The sequence below is a fragment of the Candidatus Sysuiplasma acidicola genome (genome assembly GCA_019721035.1).
Lineage (GTDB): Archaea > Thermoplasmatota > Thermoplasmata > Sysuiplasmatales > Sysuiplasmataceae > Sysuiplasma > Sysuiplasma acidicola.
Map to the genome: position 1 here is coordinate 21,667 of JAHEAA010000010.1, position 17,985 is coordinate 39,651.

The 17,985-nt window shown below is 51.5% G+C and carries 15 protein-coding genes, 2 tRNA genes and 1 pseudogene; 14 read left to right on the top strand and 4 right to left on the bottom strand.

Annotated features, from left to right (window positions below):
• Positions 1-36 precede the first annotated feature (36 nt).
• The 4 genes and pseudogenes from KIS30_05945 to KIS30_05960 all read left to right on the top strand — a co-directional run bounded on the left by KIS30_05945 (position 37) and on the right by KIS30_05960 (position 2,268).
• Positions 37-336, top strand: a complete 300-nt coding sequence (locus KIS30_05945) for a PIN domain-containing protein (GenBank protein ID MBX8646281.1) — start codon at positions 37-39, stop codon at positions 334-336.
• Between the two features lie 190 nt (positions 337-526).
• Positions 527-1,015 (top strand): hypothetical protein, encoded by a 489-nt coding sequence (locus tag KIS30_05950; protein ID MBX8646282.1) that lies wholly within the window; start codon positions 527-529, stop codon positions 1,013-1,015.
• A gap of 42 nt (positions 1,016-1,057) precedes the next feature.
• Positions 1,058-1,246: pseudogene (locus KIS30_05955) on the top strand (GNAT family N-acetyltransferase).
• Between the two features lie 374 nt (positions 1,247-1,620).
• Entirely contained in the window at positions 1,621-2,268 is a 648-nt protein-coding gene (locus KIS30_05960) for an ATP-binding protein (protein MBX8646283.1), read from the top strand.
• 57 nt (positions 2,269-2,325) lie between these two features.
• Here KIS30_05960 and KIS30_05965 read toward each other — a convergent pair whose 3' ends face one another.
• Complete coding sequence (locus KIS30_05965; protein ID MBX8646284.1) at positions 2,326-2,568, bottom strand: hypothetical protein; 243 nt, start codon at positions 2,566-2,568, stop codon at positions 2,326-2,328.
• Positions 2,569-2,678: 110 nt separating this feature from the next.
• On the opposite strand from KIS30_05965, the gene KIS30_05970 reads away from it, so the two are divergent.
• The 3 genes from KIS30_05970 (at position 2,679) to KIS30_05980 (ending at position 4,425) form a co-directional block, all read left to right on the top strand.
• Positions 2,679-3,695: an ROK family protein gene (locus tag KIS30_05970; GenBank protein MBX8646285.1), complete on the top strand. Its 1,017-nt coding sequence runs from the start codon at positions 2,679-2,681 to the stop codon at positions 3,693-3,695.
• A 305-nt stretch (positions 3,696-4,000) separates the two neighbouring features.
• A complete protein-coding gene (locus KIS30_05975; protein MBX8646286.1) occupies positions 4,001-4,282 on the top strand; it encodes a hypothetical protein in 282 nt (93 codons plus the stop codon).
• Positions 4,283-4,339: 57 nt separating this feature from the next.
• Positions 4,340-4,425: transfer RNA gene (locus KIS30_05980), tRNA-Asn, on the top strand.
• Between the two features lie 3 nt (positions 4,426-4,428).
• On the opposite strand, the gene KIS30_05985 is transcribed toward KIS30_05980, so the two are convergent.
• Together KIS30_05985 and KIS30_05990 are read right to left on the bottom strand one after the other, a co-directional pair.
• Entirely contained in the window at positions 4,429-6,528 is a 2,100-nt protein-coding gene (locus tag KIS30_05985; GenBank protein MBX8646287.1) for a DUF835 domain-containing protein, read from the bottom strand.
• Positions 6,529-6,591: 63 nt separating this feature from the next.
• Positions 6,592-7,824: an MFS transporter gene (locus KIS30_05990; GenBank protein ID MBX8646288.1), complete on the bottom strand. Its 1,233-nt coding sequence runs from the start codon at positions 7,822-7,824 to the stop codon at positions 6,592-6,594.
• A 119-nt stretch (positions 7,825-7,943) separates the two neighbouring features.
• Here KIS30_05990 and KIS30_05995 point away from each other — a divergent pair.
• Together KIS30_05995 and KIS30_06000 are read left to right on the top strand one after the other, a co-directional pair.
• Positions 7,944-8,017, top strand: a tRNA-Thr gene (locus KIS30_05995).
• Between the two features lie 162 nt (positions 8,018-8,179).
• Complete coding sequence (locus KIS30_06000) at positions 8,180-8,653, top strand: universal stress protein (protein ID MBX8646289.1); 474 nt, start codon at positions 8,180-8,182, stop codon at positions 8,651-8,653.
• Here KIS30_06000 and KIS30_06005 read toward each other — a convergent pair.
• Entirely contained in the window at positions 8,646-9,653 is a 1,008-nt protein-coding gene (locus KIS30_06005) for a zinc-dependent alcohol dehydrogenase family protein (protein ID MBX8646290.1), read from the bottom strand. The two genes, KIS30_06000 and KIS30_06005, sit on opposite strands and share 8 nt — an antisense overlap.
• 71 nt (positions 9,654-9,724) lie before the next feature.
• On the opposite strand from KIS30_06005, the gene KIS30_06010 reads away from it, so the two are divergent.
• The 5 genes from KIS30_06010 (at position 9,725) to gyrA (ending at position 17,722) form a co-directional block, all read left to right on the top strand.
• A complete protein-coding gene (locus KIS30_06010; GenBank protein ID MBX8646291.1) occupies positions 9,725-10,693 on the top strand; it encodes a GNAT family N-acetyltransferase in 969 nt (322 codons plus the stop codon).
• An 82-nt stretch (positions 10,694-10,775) separates the two neighbouring features.
• A complete protein-coding gene (locus tag KIS30_06015) occupies positions 10,776-11,807 on the top strand; it encodes a radical SAM protein (GenBank protein MBX8646292.1) in 1,032 nt (343 codons plus the stop codon).
• Position 11,808: 1 nt separating this feature from the next.
• Positions 11,809-12,918, top strand: coding sequence for a radical SAM protein (locus tag KIS30_06020; GenBank protein ID MBX8646293.1), 1,110 nt, complete (start codon positions 11,809-11,811; stop codon positions 12,916-12,918).
• A 216-nt stretch (positions 12,919-13,134) separates the two neighbouring features.
• Entirely contained in the window at positions 13,135-15,060 is a 1,926-nt protein-coding gene (gene gyrB, locus KIS30_06025) for a DNA topoisomerase (ATP-hydrolyzing) subunit B (GenBank protein ID MBX8646294.1), read from the top strand.
• 10 nt (positions 15,061-15,070) lie between these two features.
• Positions 15,071-17,722 carry a DNA gyrase subunit A gene (gene gyrA, locus KIS30_06030; protein ID MBX8646295.1) on the top strand — a complete coding sequence of 884 codons (2,652 nt, stop codon included), beginning with the start codon at positions 15,071-15,073 and terminating at the stop codon, positions 17,720-17,722.
• The last annotated feature ends 263 nt before the right edge of the window (positions 17,723-17,985 follow it).

Below are 17,985 nucleotides of genomic sequence, written 5' to 3' on the forward strand. Positions count from 1 at the left end.
CAATGGCACCGCCAGGCATTGGCGGTCAAAGGCAGGATCCCGCAGGGGTTCAAGATTTCAACTCTGACTATTTCTGAAGCAGTTACCGCGATAGGTTACCGAGCGGGAGGAAAGGCGGCAAGGACACTCTATGATTATTTCATCGACAGTTGTTCAGTGGAGACTGTGGATAGGCAATTGCTGGATTTAGCTATGGCGGTTCACCTCAGGTTCGACGGGATCCTTTCCGTGGCAGATTCGGTTTCTGTCGCGTTAATGACCAGGGATGGAATCAGGCAGATAGTATCATTTGACGGTGACTTTGACAAAATCAAACAGATACAACGGATCTGCTAGAGAGACATGATTCATTGAATTGGCAAACCCTGGTATCGTCTGTCATAGAATGGCCATCTATTTTGCGGGTTACGAAAGGTAATCCTAACTCATTCACAAGATCGCAATGGATTCGAACATTAAAGCATATCTCCTGCAGCTGTACACAATTCTGGCTTGTATTCGGTGAGTTTCTAATATTGACTTTCATATGCCTATTGAATATGCAGGAAGAAATCTTCGGGATCCAGATGTTATGAATTCGATCAAGAAAATGATGGAAATTCATGTAAATGTCCTATTCAATCATAACGAAAAGGGACTGATTACAACTGTCAATGAGCCACCATACGAGCCTGCTCCAATGCTGTATATCGGTCTGACCGGGGAGGGACACTTAATACGCTATAGGGAGGACATCAATGAAACTACCATTAGCAAGCTTGGTTCTGCCATCGGAACTGATCCGGGAAATCGTCTGACTGAAATCGTTGAGGCGCTTAACACTGTGGAACGGATAAGGAGAATCTGGCTTGGTCCTGCCTTCATGTTTCCGAAGGTAAAGAGAGATAGCGATATTGCGATTCGGATATCACGTTCCAATAGAGCCTTATTGAGGAAACACTTCCCCTTCCTATTCAACGAACTGGAATTAAAGGAACCGGTTTTTGCAGTAGTGGCAGATGGTGCGGCAGTTTAAGTCTGTCACAGCGCCAGAACATTTCAAGACGCAGCTGAAGCTGGTGTACACACTGTCGAGGCATTCAGAGGCAGGGGATTTGGTCCTCAAGTTGTACTGGCTTGGGCCGAATGTCTACAAATGAAAGGAATGGTTGCCCTCTACAGCACAAGCTGGAACAATTTCAAGTCTCAATCCGTGGCCAAGAAGCTCGGACTGGTTCAAATCGGTTCGGACCTTCACTTTGAGTGAAAGATGCAAACGGATTGCCCCCTGGACATCAGATTGACCGATGATCACACCTGTTTGATCGGTCAATGTATGCCAAGTTCGAACCATAATATTCATCTCCAGGCACCCGCACATAGACTGTTTTGGCATCAGTTTCGAACCTGAAATGAACTGCGGTTCCAGTCATCCTGCGGAAATTCGAACCTCGATGCCGGTGCACCTATAATTACAGTCAAATTGTATGAAGTGCTTCAACCATCATTCTGTGTGGAGGCATTCCGTTTTACCTTTCGACTTTCGACAGCACGATCTCTCCCGAGAAGAACATTGACACCATCGTATTCAACAAGGCCGGTATACTGTACGAAGAAGCCGAGTGGCTTCTGAGTGCAGAAGTGAGGGAGCCTCTGATATATATCAACATAATCGCAACCATAGAAAGCGGCGCCACTATCTATTCAGAAATAGCTGACAGGTCAAAAGTATCCATCACTAACCTGGGAAAGTATCTGAAAGTGCTGACTGAAAGGGGTATATTGAAAAGGGAATCGCCCGCGATTGGGAATGCCATGCCCGTGTACATTGTCGCGGGCAATTATGTCAGGTTTTGGTCGAAATTTGTTTTACCTAACAGGGAAAATATTGAAATCGGCAATTTCTCATTAGACGATGTTCGATCTCTATTCAACCAGTATCTCTATGAAACGTTCGAACTTATCGCAAGGGAGTCCATTCCTCAACTATACAGGAAGAAACTCGTTCCCTTCTCCGGCAAAGTTGGTAGATACTGGAAAGACGAAGTTGAAATCGATGTTGTATGTGTCGCTGCTGAGAGGCTTATAGCGCTCGAGATCAAATGGAAGAATCTGGATTCGGACGAAGCAAACAAACTCATAGACAGGATGAAAAACATCCTGGGGATTGAGAATGCTGTTTATGATGTGATTGCCAGAAGTATTAAAGATAAGGAGAAGGTCGACGGCCCCGCAATAGAATTGCATGACCTGTTTCCAAGCACCACTTCGAAGCACCGGATACAATGAGGCTATGTTCTCAACTTGCACGAGTCCGTAAAGCCAACTGCCCAATCTATTGCTCAGTCAGGACTTAAGGGCGGCGGTGCCCTGTGCCGTTATGAAAACAGTGAAGTCGTCCGGCCCGTTCTCTTCAAAGGTGATTAGACTACCTTCCCTCAGTCTTTCTATTCTCTTCATAAGGTCGGGATAAGCGATGCCCTTCATTACTCTGGCCAGTTCAAAAAGGAGCTCTTCTTTGTCAATGCCAGCCTTTCCCTTCTTCTCTGCTATTGAGAGTATATCAACTTCTATTGCACCCAGCTTCAATACTTACACACCCGGTGAGCACAGCATAGCTGTTATATGCGTTAAAGTTTATGCCGCAATTCCATCTGTTGGAACTGGAATAAGTGCGACAATGCCTCAGAGTTGATTGATTGACCGAAAGAAAATTTGCACTTGGTTGTGATGTCGGTGCTACAAAGGTATCCGTTACTGTCGCAGGCAGGCCGGGAGTTATCGACGACAGGATTGTGGACACGACCCACAGAATGAGGAAACCGTCAGATCTTGTTATGGAAGTGTGCGCAAATATTGACAAACTGCTGGAGAGGAACGGGCTGAACATTTCCGGCTGTATCGGCCTCGGCGTTGCCATTTGTGGTTTTGTCAGGAGCAGGGAAGGTGTCATAGTCGCATCGCCCAATCTCGAAGGATGGAGCGACACGCCACTCGGTGACCTGCTTGCCGGGAAGCTTGGCGTGCCTGTGATGATTGATAATGACGCGAATGTGGGCGCGCTGGGAGAGTTCAGATATGGCGGGATCGCGGACGGAAGGGATTTCCTTTACGTCACGCTGAGCACAGGCATAGGCGCAGGTATCATAATCAATGGCAGGCCGTACGAGGGTGCCTGCCATGTAGCCGGTGAACTTGGTCACACCACAGTAATAATGGACGGCCCGAAGTGCAACTGCGGCAAAAACGGATGTCTGGAGACCATCTCCTCAGGACTTGCAGTCGAGAAGATTGCTAACGACAGACTCGGAAGGGAGGAGACGTCTCTGAAAAAGAGAGCTGCAGAAAGAGGCGGGAAGGTTGACGCAAAGACTGTCTTCGAAGAGGCAAGGAAAGGGGACCTGCTTTCCATGGAAATCGTTGATAATGCATGCAGATATCTCGGCCTGGCGCTGTCCAATGCCGTGATGCTTCTCAGTGTTTCCTCCGTGATCATAGGCGGCGGAATGGCCAATGAGGGAGAGTATCTGAGAAAGAAGGTGGAGCATTACATGAGGAAGGATATAGCGAAGGGACCAAATGAGCAGGCGGAGCTCCACATCTCTGCCAGGCCCACTGGCGTAGTGGATCTCGGCGCGCTTGAACTTGTATTTGAGGGCAAGGCTCCAGGACATGAACCGGCAGGCAGAGGGAATGCTGCTCCGTTGCGGACGTAGGCTCTGATCGACTTTTCGTTGAAATGAAATGAAGTCTCTCTCACGTATATTTTCATTCATAGTCAATCTGCTACATGCTGCTCGCTGCCGGGAGATGTACGGGGTTCGACTGTGAATATCTGTTCTGTGCCCGATTGCCGGCGATGAAGGTGACCGCGGCAATCAATTACGGTACCAAAAGAAAACCAGCGACCAGCTGGTGGAATCTACCAAACCTAGGTTTAATAAGTGACATACGATACTATTTTGCACGTCAAACGGAGGAGATACTCACGAATCCAGAAAAGAATTCTCTGACAAGCAAGATGGAAGTTGAAATTGATCTGCTGAAGAGGCATGTGGCCGTTCTGAAGGCGATCATAGGCCATCAGCCGATTGGCATACTGAAGTTGTCTGAACAGCTCAATTATCCGCAGCACAAAGTCCGTTATTCTCTGCGGATTCTGGAACAGGAGGGGCTCATCATTCCTTCACCCAACGGTGCTGTTACAACGGCGGAAATAAGGCCGTTTCTTGAACACCTGAAGGGCGTTTTGATGGAAATGAGTCAGACCGTTAACGAGCTGAAGACTGTCATAGGAGACTGAGTGCAGGCTGTCTGGATAAATGATTAATATTGCCGTGCGTCTGGAACGTGCGGCGTTGCCGTTGTAGCTCAGTTGGCAGAGCGTGTGGCTGTTAAGAAAACGCAGCTACCATAAGGTCGACGGTTCAAATCCGTCCAACGGCGCCTCTATAACAGTTCCATTTCCCTTTCCAGTATGGCTATTTCCTGTTTTCCAAGTGTGTCCTTTCCGACTGAAACAATCAGAAGAGAATTGCGCTCCGACATTTCATCCAGCATTCTCCTAAGCAGCCTCACAGTTCCCTCAAAATTGGTATTGCTTATGACATACTGCAGATCGTCTATGTTCACAACGACCCTTCCCCCGCCCCTGCAGTTATTGTCGATAAAGCCCTTTATTTCATATTCAATCTTTTCCAGCGAAGGTTCAAGCGTCGCCTCCTTCTCGCTGATCCTGTCGGTAAGCCAGATAACCCTTGCCTTCTCGAGTCCGGGATACTTGCCGCGCAGCCTTGAAGGATTGACACGCGTTATGTCCAGCGCAGCCCACTTTTCGGCGATCTTTTCCTGGAGCAGGAGGTGGCACAAGTCCGGCCTGTCTTCCTCTATGAGATAACCGTGACCGGGTTTCAGCTCGAAGCGCTGTTCGCCCTCCTTTTTCTGTTCCTGTCCTGTACCGCGGAGCATACGCTTCACCATATCGACAGTGGGCTGCAGCTTCATTAGTGCGCTGTAAGCGACGACCCTGTTCAGAGCACCGGTGAGCTCCCTCACATTATCTTCGAATGTTTCCGCAATGAAGCGCACTACATCCCGCGGTATGACATAATTCTCTTCCCTGATTTTCATATCCAGTATCTTTACCCGTGTCTCGAGATCCGGCGGCCTGATATCAACCATCAATCCCGATTCCAGTCTTGTCGATATCTGGCTGTCAAGACTTCCGATTTCCTTCGGCGTCCTGTCTCCAGCGCAGACCACACGCATGTTCTTCTTCAGCATTGCATTGATAATGCTGAAGAACTCCTCCTGTGCGTCATCCTTGCCGGAAAGGAACTGAGCATCGTCAAACAGCAATAAGTCCAGACCCCTGAACCTGCGCAGCAGTGCCTCCCTCCTGCCGGCCGTCGATGATTCATGCACTTCCTCGCAGAACCGCTCTGCGCCGACGTACATAACTCTGGCTTCCGGCCGCTGGGAAATGAACATGTTGCCTATCGCATTGAGTAAATGAGTCTTGCCGAAACCCGCAGGGGCAAAAATGTACAGAGGATTGTAGTTGTCGTCACGCTGCTCTGATATTGACACTGATGCCGCATACGAAAATTTGTTGCCCGGACCAACAACGTAGTTGCTGAAAAGCATTGACGGATTCAATCCAATTGATCTGACATCGGGTCCCGTCAAAGTGTGTCCGCAGGCGTCGCATGTCCGGCCTGTCATCTTTGAGCCGCAGTCAGGGCACGGCATTTCCTGGCCCTTCTGCCATCCGAATATCAGACCATAAACTTCGTCATAATCGCTTACCGACTGACCTGCATGCTGTTTTGCATCGTTCTGATTACCGCCTCTGGCTCGTTCCTTCTGCTGTGTCCTGCTGCTGAACTGCGGCTCCATGCTTTCCGGTGCTTCGGGCTTTTCGCCATCGGCATCACTCACATGTTCCGGTGCGCGGGTACCGGAAAACTCGGGGGCGATAACAGAAGTCTCGATGACGGAATCGTGCTCCGCGGCGTCGGTGACTTTCATCGCAGCGTCTTCACTTCCCGCTTGTCCGACAGCGCTGCCATCGTCAGCTGAATCCTTCAGCTCTTCCTTCACGGCATTACTGCTGTCCTTCACGGATGCTGTACCGGGCGCAGGAACTTGTGCTGCCCTGACCTTCTTGAACTTCCTGGATGATGTCTGATTCATTTCTGTTCCTTCAACTCCACCTGCTGCAGAATCTTTTGGTGATATGCGATATACCCTCAACCTGCTCTTTGGGTCAAGCGCTTCGTGCCAGACTTTTTTCAGCGCATCTCTGCCCTGTTTCGAATCGAGCGTGCCGTCCGGACCTGAAACTTTGAAGAGCGCTTCGACAATAGCTCCAGATTTATAGGAAATGTAACCATGCACCTTTTCCGCGCCCGCGGATCTCTCAAGTATGACTACCGCGGACGACTTGCCGTCCTTGATCTCCTTCGATAGCTTTTTCATTGTGTCGGCACCACCCTGAATCGTCATAATGGCGCTGTGTCTGGCACGGTCGCTGTCTGATTGCATCAATGCTCGAAATCTCATTCTGCCAACTATTAAAAGTTTCATTCATTTGATTTTGAATGCTGATAATCAGGAATAGCCTAGCTTGCGCATCTGCGAATTTGCACCAAAGAGCAAGGCTGCGAGAATTATCAGAGAGAAGCCGAAAGCAAGAGCCCCGGATGCTATACCGAAATACAGGATTATTACACCCAGGACAAGATTGCCCGATCCCCTTCCGAGGCCACGGAACAGATAAGCATTGCCCTTTACTCTCGCCATGTGGTCAGAGTCCACCGTTGCCTGCAGGTACGAACTCTGACTGTTGTAGAAGACCGGATCGCAGCATCCGATTGCAAACCAGAGCAAATCGAGCGCTGCAATATTGCGGGCAACAAAAACACTGAGCGCTATGAGAAAGCCTTCTGCGAATGTGGCGGCAAGCATGGCTTTTCCCAAACTCTGTGTTGGATTGATCTTGCCTAGAACAAAATTACCTGTAAAACCTCCGGCAAGGAATATGCCGTTGAGCAGACCGTATTCTGTAACATTGCCTTTCAGGCTGATGAAAGATATGACAGCCATGAGCAGAATCGGCGCGACGGAAAAGAAGCCCTGCAGGCCGGACACAAAGAAGAGTTCGCTGAGGTCTTTTCTCCTTCCCTTAAGGACATACAGCCACCCTTCCCTGAGACCGGAGAAGAGGCGAATATCACCTCCAGAAGGCTTTGATGTAGGTGGAACCTTCACCGTAGTCATGACGGCAGCGGATGCCATGAATGCGAACGCATAGATTGCAGAAACGCCCTGAACGCCCACTGCAGCGATAATTAAGCCTGCGAGGGCATTGATAAAGATGGTGGATCCTCCTCCAAATGCCTGCATCAGCGAGTTGGCCTGCAGCAGTTTCTCACGTTTCATGATCAGCGGAAGAATGGCTGTCTGGGCGAGCCATGGGAAGTCCCAGAGTACTGCCATTAAGAATGCCACGAATATCACGAGAGGCACAGTCATAGCTCTTACGACTATCAGCACTGTCACAATGACTGCGATGGCGGCCTGAACCGGAAAGATGCGAATGATGAACATCCGCTTGTCCGGATGAGCATCAATGACTGGACCGATTACGGCAGTCAGGGAGTACGTTGAAAATTCAACGAAGAGAACCACGCCTGTAATGGCTGCAGAATGGCTCAGTGATATGGCGAGCCATGTCATTGCGAGCTCAAACATGCTGTAACCCAAGTCTGCAGGAAGTGTCGAAAACCAGAATCTTCGAAAATTACCGTCACGGAGAACATCCGAGTAGCGGCCGTAGCTCATTGCAGGTGTAGACTATTGACACGGGTAATATCAATTGCTGTGCTGCAGATTTGGCAGCTGTAACACTCGCACTGTTGACACAGTTTAGAAATACCAAAATTGTTTAGCAGAGACACCGCGCCACTGTAGCTCAGCTGGCCAGAGCGACGGTTTCGTAAACCGTAGGTCGGGGGTTCGACTCCCTCCAGTGGCTCCTGAATGAAGCGTGATGCGGAATCAATCCTGACGTTCCTTTCCAGACACAGCCACCGGAAGCAGGACAAAGCAGCAATCGACGCTTTTGCGACATATTGTCACTTCGTCGCAAATTACCACAATAGCTTTTTTTACACCGACAAGAATATGGTCGTCAGGCATGGAAAAAGCAGATGCGCCGAACCCGCTGAAGATAAGATCGGTGCTGGTCGCGATAGACTCCTCCAAGAAGTCAGTGAAAGCGCTTGAGTTTTCTTTCCGGCTTCTGGCCAACAACCGTGAAGGTAAACTTTACATCATAAATGTTGTGAATCCGGTGCTCCTCCGCGTCAGCGGGGATGCCCCGCAGACAGGCATAATGGTCATAGAGAAACAGGAAGAGGAAGTCAAACTGGCACGGCGGCTTGTGAGCCATGCAGTCGCGCATGCAAAGGCAAATGGCATTCTGAATGTAGAGGGAATAGTCAAAGAGGCAGACCCTGTCAGGGCGATAATACAGACAGCCGATGCGGTGAAACCGGATATCATTGTACTTGGCAACAGAGGGAGAGGATTCAGGAGAGGAATATTCTTCGGATCAGTTTCACAGAGAGTCGCCGCAGATTCCCCTGTCTCGGTTATGATAGTCAAATAATGCGCAGAACAGCGCTGCCGTTTATTTTCCCTGCTTTAAGTTCTGACAGCGCTGCGTTTGCATCCTCGAGTCTGTATTCCTTTACGACACTCCTGATGCCCGTTCTCCCGGCTAAGCTCATGAACTCCAGGGCGTCTGCCCTTGTGTTTGCCTCCACGCTGAATAGTTTCTTCTCATGGAAAAGCTGCGATTCATAATCAGTCAGCGGGATGTCATCCATATGTATGGCGGGCACCGCGACGCTTCCGCCAGCCCTGACAGACTCCAGCGCGAGTCTGACGACATTTCCCGATGGTGCGAAGACAATGGCGGCGTCGAGCGTTCCGCGCAGCGGTGAGGAGTCGTTTCCATGCAGTTCGATGGCCCCTGTTGCTCCGAGCTGCATCGCAAGCTTCAGATGTTGTTCATTCCGGGACACGACACGAACGTCGTATCCAAGAGCGGACGCGATTTGCAACGTTATGTGAGCCGAGCCGCCGAAACCAAATATGCCAAGCACGCCGCCCGGTCCGGGCTTCACAAGTTTGAATGCTCTGTATCCTATGATGCCTGAACACAGCAGGGGTGCTGCCTGCGCTGGAATCACACCGCTTGCTATTGGTATGGTGAATGCTTCCAGTGCGAGCATGTATTCCGCATATCCGCCGTTCACGGTGTAACCGGTGAGCGTTTTGCGACGGCACAGGTTTTCCCTGCCGGTAACGCAAAACTCGCATACTCCGCAGGTGCCGTGGAGCCACGGAACGCCGACCACATCGCCTGTGCTCAATGAGGTGACACCCTCGCCGGTCCTCACAATCTTACCGACTGCTTCATGCCCAGGTACGAGTCCGGGACGGACGTTGCCGATATCGCCCTCGACAATATGCAGGTCCGTCCTGCATACACCGCACACATCGACTCTGATCAGCACCTCACCGTCACCAGGCTCTTCAGCCGGCATATCTGTCAATTCCAGCCACTCGCCAGGACGATCGGTGGCAAGCGCCATGGCTTTCATCCTGTTACCGACAGCGCAATGCTTCTTATTGACACTAATAGTTTTTTATCGATGACAGCTATCCAATCGGCATGATCAGCGTCCTGGAAGCTATCCCCGAACAGGCAGACATAAAGCCGTTCATAGCTGGCTTTGGCAACGGTGTAAGGCAATTCGGTGAAGCACTGCCGCCGAACTGGGCCGATGAACGACTGGAGTCCGTCAGGAAGGGGGAGGAATTCTGTTCTGCAGCAGTTGAGGATGACAGGATTCTGGGCATAATCCAGTACAACCTGCAGGAGGGAAGGGGATCTGCATTTGTTTCATGGGGGGACACGCCTCCAACAGCTGAGGCCATAAATCTGCTAATCAGAAAGTATGTTGAGAAGATGCCGCGCGATACGTGGCTCAGGATCAGCGGCATACACCCTAACGTACCGGAAGAGCTTATGGAGATGGCTTCATCGACGTTCGGTTTCGTGAGAAAGCGCAGACTCGAGATGGCTGCGGATCTCTCGAGTCTTCCTGAATCGTCTGCTCCGGAAGGGAGTTTCACTACTGTTTCCATTACAGAACAGAGCGAGGAAACGCTTTCGAAACTGGACTGGGACAGCTATTCCGGAACAGTCGACGAAGGCATGTTTGCAAACAGTGCCGAGGACAACAGGAAAATGTTCAGTTCACTGCTTTCCGGAGAATACGGGCCAGTAATAACGAATGCATCCAGATGTGTAACAATCGAGGGAAAACCTGTTGCCATGATAGCTGTTACCGACATCGGAGACGGAGCGTTTCTTGCAGATATTGCGGTCCTGCCCGAATACAGGAAGAAAGGACTGGGAAAGTATCTGCTGACGAACGCCATGAAGGAAGCAGTGGCTGCCAGAAAAAAGAGGATGACACTCTGGGTTTCGGAGGACAACAAACCAGCACTGACGCTGTATTCATCTCTTGGTTTCAGGGAGCTGCGTATCGGAACCTATTATATCAGAAAAACCGTCGCAGATGTGTCTGTTGAAAAAGCGGAGAATGCGGAAAACGCAGTACCTCCAAATGCCTGACATATAAGGTTATGATGTTAAGTTCAGCATGAAGCTCCGAAATACGATGCGTGAAGAACAGGCATCGTGAGGGCCCATGGTCATGGCATTATCACCTCATGTGGTTGTATGGGAAAGCACCAAAGCATGCGACTTTGCATGCAGGCACTGCCGGGCGGATGCCATACCGCACCGCCTTCCCGGAGAGCTCTCAACAGAAGAGGTCAGGGGCATGATAGATCAGCTGGCAGGAATGGACGTGAAACTCTTCGTGATAAGCGGCGGGGATGCTCTCAAGCGTGACGATATCTTCGAACTGATTGAGTATGGCTCGTCGAGATTGCGCACTGCGCTCTCTCCGAGCGGCAGCAGGATAGACAGCACCGTCGCGGAAAGCATCAGGAAGGCAGGTGCAGCGGTTGTGTCCATAAGCGTGGACGGACCCCAGCCTGTACATGATGAATTCAGGGGTGTGAACGGTGCATTTTCCATCGCAACAAAAGCCGTTGCTTCGCTCCATGGGGCAGGCGTGCCTGTTCAGATAAATTCCACGCTAAGTGTGTACAACATAAATGTCCTCTCCGAGTTGAAAGAAACCGTGCTCGCACTGGAGCCGGCCTACTGGGATCTTTTCATGATTGTTCCCACCGGAAGGGCCACGGCGGCCATGTCTCTTACACAGGAGCAGGCCAACACGGCAATGAAGGTCGCAGCGGCCTGGCGGGCCGAAGGGATTCAGGTGCGCATGACCTGCGCACCGTACCTCATACGCATCATGAGCGACCGCGGCGCGAAACCACAGAAACCGGATGAGAAGGGAAGAAAGAGCCTGAACGGGGCACGCGGCTGCATGGCAGGAAACGGCTATTCATTCATTTCATACAACGGAACCGTATATCCGTGCGGTTTCCTCCCCCTGAGGGCGGGAAGCATCAGGGAAAGCAGTTTTGCGGAAATCTACGGCGGCACACTGTTTTCCGGATTGAGAAACAGCTCGCTGCTCGGCGGCAAGTGCGGCATCTGCAATTTCAGGACAGTATGCGGTGGATGCAGGGCGAGGGCATATGCAAACAGCCGCGACTGGATGGCTGAAGACCCCCTGTGCGACTATACCGTTCCCAGGACTGGTGCGTAACATGATCAGTGTTTCAAAACTGCTGCACAATACACCTCAGACCGGCGACCACATCAGGTACAGCGGCAGAGATGATCGTTTTCCCGCTGTCCTCGTGATGAACATAACGAGAAACTGCAACCTCCGGTGCGTGCACTGTTATTCCTCATCCGGCGGAGGACACCGATTCACGGACTTGCCGTTTGAAGTGTGGAAGAAAGCCATTGAAACTGCCGCCGACATGGGTGTGAGCAACGTGCTCGTTTCTGGAGGTGAGCCGCTGGTCAGGAAGGACGCAGTCGAGCTCATACGTGTTATGAATGACTGTGGCATGAAGGTCGGACTTTCCACAAACGGCACTGCCATAACCGAACAGATGGCCGGACGGCTTGCAGGCCTCGTTGACTATGCAGGCATAAGCATAGACGGACCTCAACGTGTGCACGATGAATTCAGGGGTGTCGACGGCGCATACAGGGCGTCCCTGAAAGGCATAGCAAACGCCGCGAAGGCCGGAATAAAGGTCGGACTCAGATGCACCATTACCCGTATGAACGCACCCTATGTCGGTGACATTTTCGGGCTGGCGCATTCACTTGGAATAGGAAGAATATGCTTCTACCATCTTGCATACGCAGGAAGAGGCGGCGCAGAAATGGACATCGACAACAGAACGCGCCTTGAGGTGACGGAAAGTATCTTCAGGCAGACCGTAGAGGGCACGGACATACTGACTGCAGACAACGCTGTGGACGGCATACACATATTTGCCATGACTGGAGAGAAGAGGGTGCTGGACCTTCTCAGAAAGAACGGCGGAAACAGATCAGGAGAGAGGATAGCAGACATAAGTCCTGACGGCACCGTGTACCCCGATCAGTTCACTCAACTGCCGATAGGCAGGATAGAAGAGCTGCGGCACATATGGGAGGAGCCTGATGCCACGGTGGCCAAACTGAAGGAGAGAAAGAAACTTCTCGAGTGCAAGAACTGCCCGTATCTCGATGCATGCAACGGAAACCTCAGGGGACGGGCGCTTGCATTTACCGGCAATCTCTGGGGAAAGGATCCGTCGTGTTATCTGCAGGAGATCAACGAAAAATATCCCGATTCCATGGCGCTAATGCAATGACGTCCGCGCATCCCGAAAATGACGGACACTGCGGCCTCCCGTGATATTCCGGAGGACTGCAGCCCTTTATATACTACGAATAACGGAATCGGCGCCGGACACGGTGGCCAAAAAGAGGTTATTTATACGGACAATCCATAATGCAAATCGGCAAGTGTCCAGACGGTTTTTCTAAACCGGGATGGGAAGGGAATCAGCACCTGACAATGAGACGTGATCAACTTGGAAGATAACAGTTACAATGCCGACAGTATACAGGTTCTGGAGGGTCTCCAGGCAGTACGAAAAAGACCGAGCATGTATATCGGTAGCACCGACCACAGGGGTCTCCACCATCTTGTCTACGAGATACTCGACAACAGCATTGACGAAGCGATGGCTGGCTTCTGTAAGAACATTGACGTGACGATATACGGCGACGGTTCTGCATCCGTACGGGATGACGGAAGGGGAATACCCACAGACATGCATCCGAAGTACGGCAGACCGGCGATGGAAATAGTCATGTCGACACTTCACGCAGGTGGAAAGTTCGACAAGAAGAGTTATCAGGTTTCCGGGGGTCTTCACGGTGTCGGTTTATCCGTCGTCAATGCGCTGTCTGAATGGCTGGATGCCATAGTCTGGCGCGACGGAATGGAGCACTACCTGCACTTTGAACAGGGCAGAATGACCGGACCCATGATAACGCGTGAGCCTTCCCCGGGCAACGTTGACGTCAGTGGAGCGCCGAGGAGGGGGACCATGATCCACTTCAAGCCGGATCAGAGCATCTTCACGGAGTTCAGTTTCGACTATGATACGATAGAGACGCTTCTGCGGGAACTTGCCTACCTGAACAGGGGGCTGACGATAAACTTCAGGGATGAAAGAAATTCAAAATCCAACTCATTTCATTATGACGGCGGCATCGTCGACTTCGTGAAGTACCTCAATGCTGTGAAGACACCTCTTCATCCCGAGCCCGTATATCTGTCGGCTGTTTCTGACGGCATTCAGATGGAGATTGCCATGCAGTACACCGATTCATATAACGAGAGCATACACACGTTTGTCAACAACATAAGCACAGCCGAGGGCGGCACGCACCTGATTGGTTTCAGAGGTGGTCTTACAAGGACGATTAATGACTACGCCAGGAAGTCCGGCATGATCAAGGAAGGGGAGGAACCGCTTGCCGGCGAGGATGCCCGCGAAGGGCTGACTGCCATCGTCAGCCTCAGGGTGCCCGAACCGCAGTTTGAGGGGCAGACCAAAACCAAGCTGGGCAACAGTGAGATCAGAGGCGTCGTGGAATCTGCACTCTACGAGAAATTGAGCATCTATCTTGAGGAGAATCCGAAGACTGCGTCTGCCATCATCAGCAAGGCCGTCCTTGCTTCACAGGCGCGCGAAGCTGCAAGGAAGGCAAGGGAGCTCACGCGTAGAAAGGGACTGCTTGAGGGCGCAAACCTGCCAGGAAAACTTGCAGACTGCAGCGAGAAGGATCCGGCGAAATGCGAAATTTTTGTCGTCGAAGGCGACTCCGCCGGAGGAAGCGCAAAACAGGGGCGGGACAGGAATACTCAGGCCATACTTCCACTCTGGGGTAAAATACTGAACGTGGAAAAATCAAGACTCGACAAGATGCTGAAGAATCAGGCTGTCAGAACGCTCATCACCGCCATAGGCGCCGGCATAAGCGACGAATTCGACCTGACAAGGACGCGGTACCAGAAGATAATACTGATGACCGATGCGGACGTGGATGGTTCGCACATAAGGACGCTGCTTCTCACTTTCTTCTACAGACATATGGCGCCGCTGATAGAGGCCGGTTACATCTACATAGCGCAGCCTCCTCTCTACAGGCTGAAGAAAGGGAACAGCGAAGTATACGTATACTCAGACAGGGAACTGGAGCAGAAGATGAAGGAGATGCCTGGCGCTGCAATACAACGGTACAAGGGACTTGGTGAAATGAATCCGGAGCAGCTCTGGATCACGACGATGAATCCAGCGACAAGGGTGCTGAAGCAGGTGACCGTCAACGATGCCGTCGAGGCGGAGATGCTCTTCACGACGCTCATGGGCGACGCTGTAGAGCCCAGGAGACTGTTCATCCAGCAGCATGCCGCAGAAGTGGAGAATCTGGATGTCTGAGGTGTCCTGAATGGCCGAAGAAGGCGAAGCACGGGAACCCGCCGTACAGCAGATCATCAGCCGCCCCATCGAAATAGAAATGCGCAAGTCGTACATCGACTACGCAATGAGCGTAATCGTCGGACGTGCGCTGCCCGACGTGCGCGACGGCCTGAAACCTGTTCACAGAAAAATACTCTTTGGAATGAGCGAGCTGGGAGCGTCTGCAGGCAGGGGACACAAGAAGAGCGCCAGGATTGTAGGAGAGGTTCTCGGTAAATACCATCCGCACGGCGATATAGCGATTTACGATGCTCTTGTCAGAATGGCGCAGGATTTCTCGATGCGCTATCCGCTCATCGACGGGCAGGGAAATTTCGGCAGCATCGACGGCGATGCGGCTGCCGCCATGAGATACACTGAATGCCGCCTTTCCAGGATTTCCGAAGAGATACTGCAGGATCTGGACAGGGAAACGGTAAGAATGGTGGATAATTTCGATGCCACACTCAAGGAGCCGGAAGTGCTGCCGTCGAAATTCCCGAATCTCATTGTGAACGGGACAAGCGGCATTGCGGTGGGCATGGCTACCAACATGCCACCTCACAATCTGAGGGAAGTTGTCGACGGTATGAACTTTCTGATAGACAATCCTGATGCAGATCTTTCTCAGCTGATGAATTTCATCAAGGGTCCGGATTTCCCGACCGGCGGCATTGTCTACGGACTGCGCGGCATTGTGGAAGCCTACACCGGCGGAAGAGGAAGAATAACGGTAAGGGCGAAAACCACAACAGAAGAGGAAAACGGAAGAAAGAGGATCATAGTTGATGAGATACCTTACCAGGTCAACAAGAGCGCCATGCTCGAGGACATTGCCAGGCTCGTCAAGGAAAAAAAGATCGACGGTATAAGTGATCTGCGGGACGAGTCGGACAGAAGCGGCATGAGGATTGTCATAGAACTCAAGAGGGATGCGCTGGAGGAAGTGGTGCTCAACCAGCTCTTCAAGCACAGCCAGATGGAAGTTACCTTCGGCATCATCAACATAGCGCTGGTGAACAACGAGCCCAAAGTACTTTCGCTGAAGGAACTGATGCGGAATTTCATCGACTTCCGCAGGGAAATGGTAAGGAAGAGGACAGAGTTTGAGCTGAAACAGGCAACGGCCAGGATGCACATTGTCGAAGGACTCATGGTGGCAATCGACAACATCGATCGCATGATTGAGCTCATACGCTCTTCACCGTCCGCCGAAGAGGCGAGACAGAAACTCATGTCGGTGGATGACTGGAGCATCGCGACTGCAACTGTTTCACCGCCTGACGGCAAGGGCGCTTTCCACCTGTCCGAAGAGCAGGCAAAAGCCATACTGGACATGAGGCTCCAGAAGCTGACCGGACTCGAAATGGACGGCGTGAGGACAGAGCACGGAGAGCTGACGTTGCGCATAGCAGACTACACTAGGACATTGAGCGACGAAAGCAAAATACTGTCAATAATAAAATCCGAACTCAGCGAAATAAGGGAGAAGTACGGCGATGACCGCAAGACCGAGATAAATTCGGAGGGGCTGGAGATGACCATCGAAGACCTCATACCGGATGAGGAGGTCATCGTGACTGTAACGAGCAGGGGGTATGTCAAGCGCATGCCTCTTGCAACATACGAGATACAGCACAGGGGAGGCAAAGGGCTCACCGGAGTGGAAACGCACGAGGAAGATTACGTGGTGGACATGTTTGTTGCATCCACGCACAATTACATCCTGTTCATCACAAACAGGGGAAGGGCGTACTGGCTGAAAACATATCTCATACCTACCGGTTCCAGACACAGCCCTGGCAGGCCAATTGTGAATCTCCTTCCGAAACTGGAGGATGGGGAGAAAGTAATAGACAACATACCGCTCAAGTCCTTCGATGAAGGGCACTACCTGCTTTTCGCCACCAGGAAAGGCAGAGTGAAGAAGACATCCGTCATGGCTTACTCGCACGTACGGTCCCTGGGCATTATCGCAATCGGACTGGATGAAGGGGACGAGGTAATAGACACGGTGCTCACTGACGGCATGCAGGATGTGCTTCTCGCTACCAGGAACGGCTATGTGATAAGGTTCAGCGAGGGATATGTGCGCCCCATGGGGAGGCAGGCCGGAGGCGTCAGGGGAATAAGACTGAGGTACGGGGACGAAGTTGTGAGCATGGAATGCTCATTCAGCGAGGGGAATTTGCTCCTCACAGTCACCGAAAACGGTTTCGGCAAGCCGTCATGGGTAGGCGAATACAGGAAAACACGGCGCGGAGGAAAGGGCGTCATAACAATACAGACGACGGAGAGAAACGGCAAAGTCGTGGCCGTCAGCGCTTTCAGCCCCGGAGACGAAGTACTGCTGACATCTCAGACAGGCATGGTGATAAGGATACCGATTGACGACATAAGAGTCATGGGCCGAAACACTCAAGGTGTCAGAATCATGCGTCTGGAGCAGCAGGATCGTGTGACGGCAATGATTCGACTCGTCGGTTCCGAGGAGGAAGAGCGGCTGGTCCAGGAGGGCGAGGAGGAGATGAAGAGACTCGCGTCTAAAACAGAGCCCGCCGGTGAAGAGACGCTGCAGGATAAAAGGGTGAGCGACAACAAGCTGATAGAGCCGAAGGAAGGGGAAGACGAGGAAGAGTGAGATCTTGTCAAATATTCATTGATATTCCAGCAGCTTAATGACTTCTATGAATGCTCCCCGCTGCAGTCAATCATGTAGCCGTCAGTTGCAGACAGCGACATGGTTACAGCAGCGAAACAGTCAATGTTATGCGGAAATAACATGTTTCGGCGACCTCCCCCTGTCGCCGTTTAAATAGTCTGCATGACTGGATTGATGCATGCGGGCAACACATCACCGGGCTTCAAAGAAGTGTAAATCACAGACTCGGTGCAGTGTAGGTG

Coding starts and splice junctions, on each gene's coding strand:
- gyrA (MBX8646295.1), top strand. CDS start 15,071: ATGGCCGAAGAAGGCGAAGCACGGGAACCCGCCGTACAGCAGATCATC.
- KIS30_05975 (MBX8646286.1), top strand. CDS start 4,001: ATGGAAGTTGAAATTGATCTGCTGAAGAGGCATGTGGCCGTTCTGAAG.
- KIS30_06010 (MBX8646291.1), top strand. CDS start 9,725: ATGATCAGCGTCCTGGAAGCTATCCCCGAACAGGCAGACATAAAGCCG.
- KIS30_05950 (MBX8646282.1), top strand. CDS start 527: ATGCCTATTGAATATGCAGGAAGAAATCTTCGGGATCCAGATGTTATG.
- KIS30_06020 (MBX8646293.1), top strand. CDS start 11,809: ATGATCAGTGTTTCAAAACTGCTGCACAATACACCTCAGACCGGCGAC.
- KIS30_06000 (MBX8646289.1), top strand. CDS start 8,180: ATGGAAAAAGCAGATGCGCCGAACCCGCTGAAGATAAGATCGGTGCTG.
- KIS30_06005 (MBX8646290.1), bottom strand. CDS start 9,653: ATGAAAGCCATGGCGCTTGCCACCGATCGTCCTGGCGAGTGGCTGGAA.
- KIS30_06015 (MBX8646292.1), top strand. CDS start 10,776: ATGGCATTATCACCTCATGTGGTTGTATGGGAAAGCACCAAAGCATGC.
- KIS30_05990 (MBX8646288.1), bottom strand. CDS start 7,824: ATGAGCTACGGCCGCTACTCGGATGTTCTCCGTGACGGTAATTTTCGA.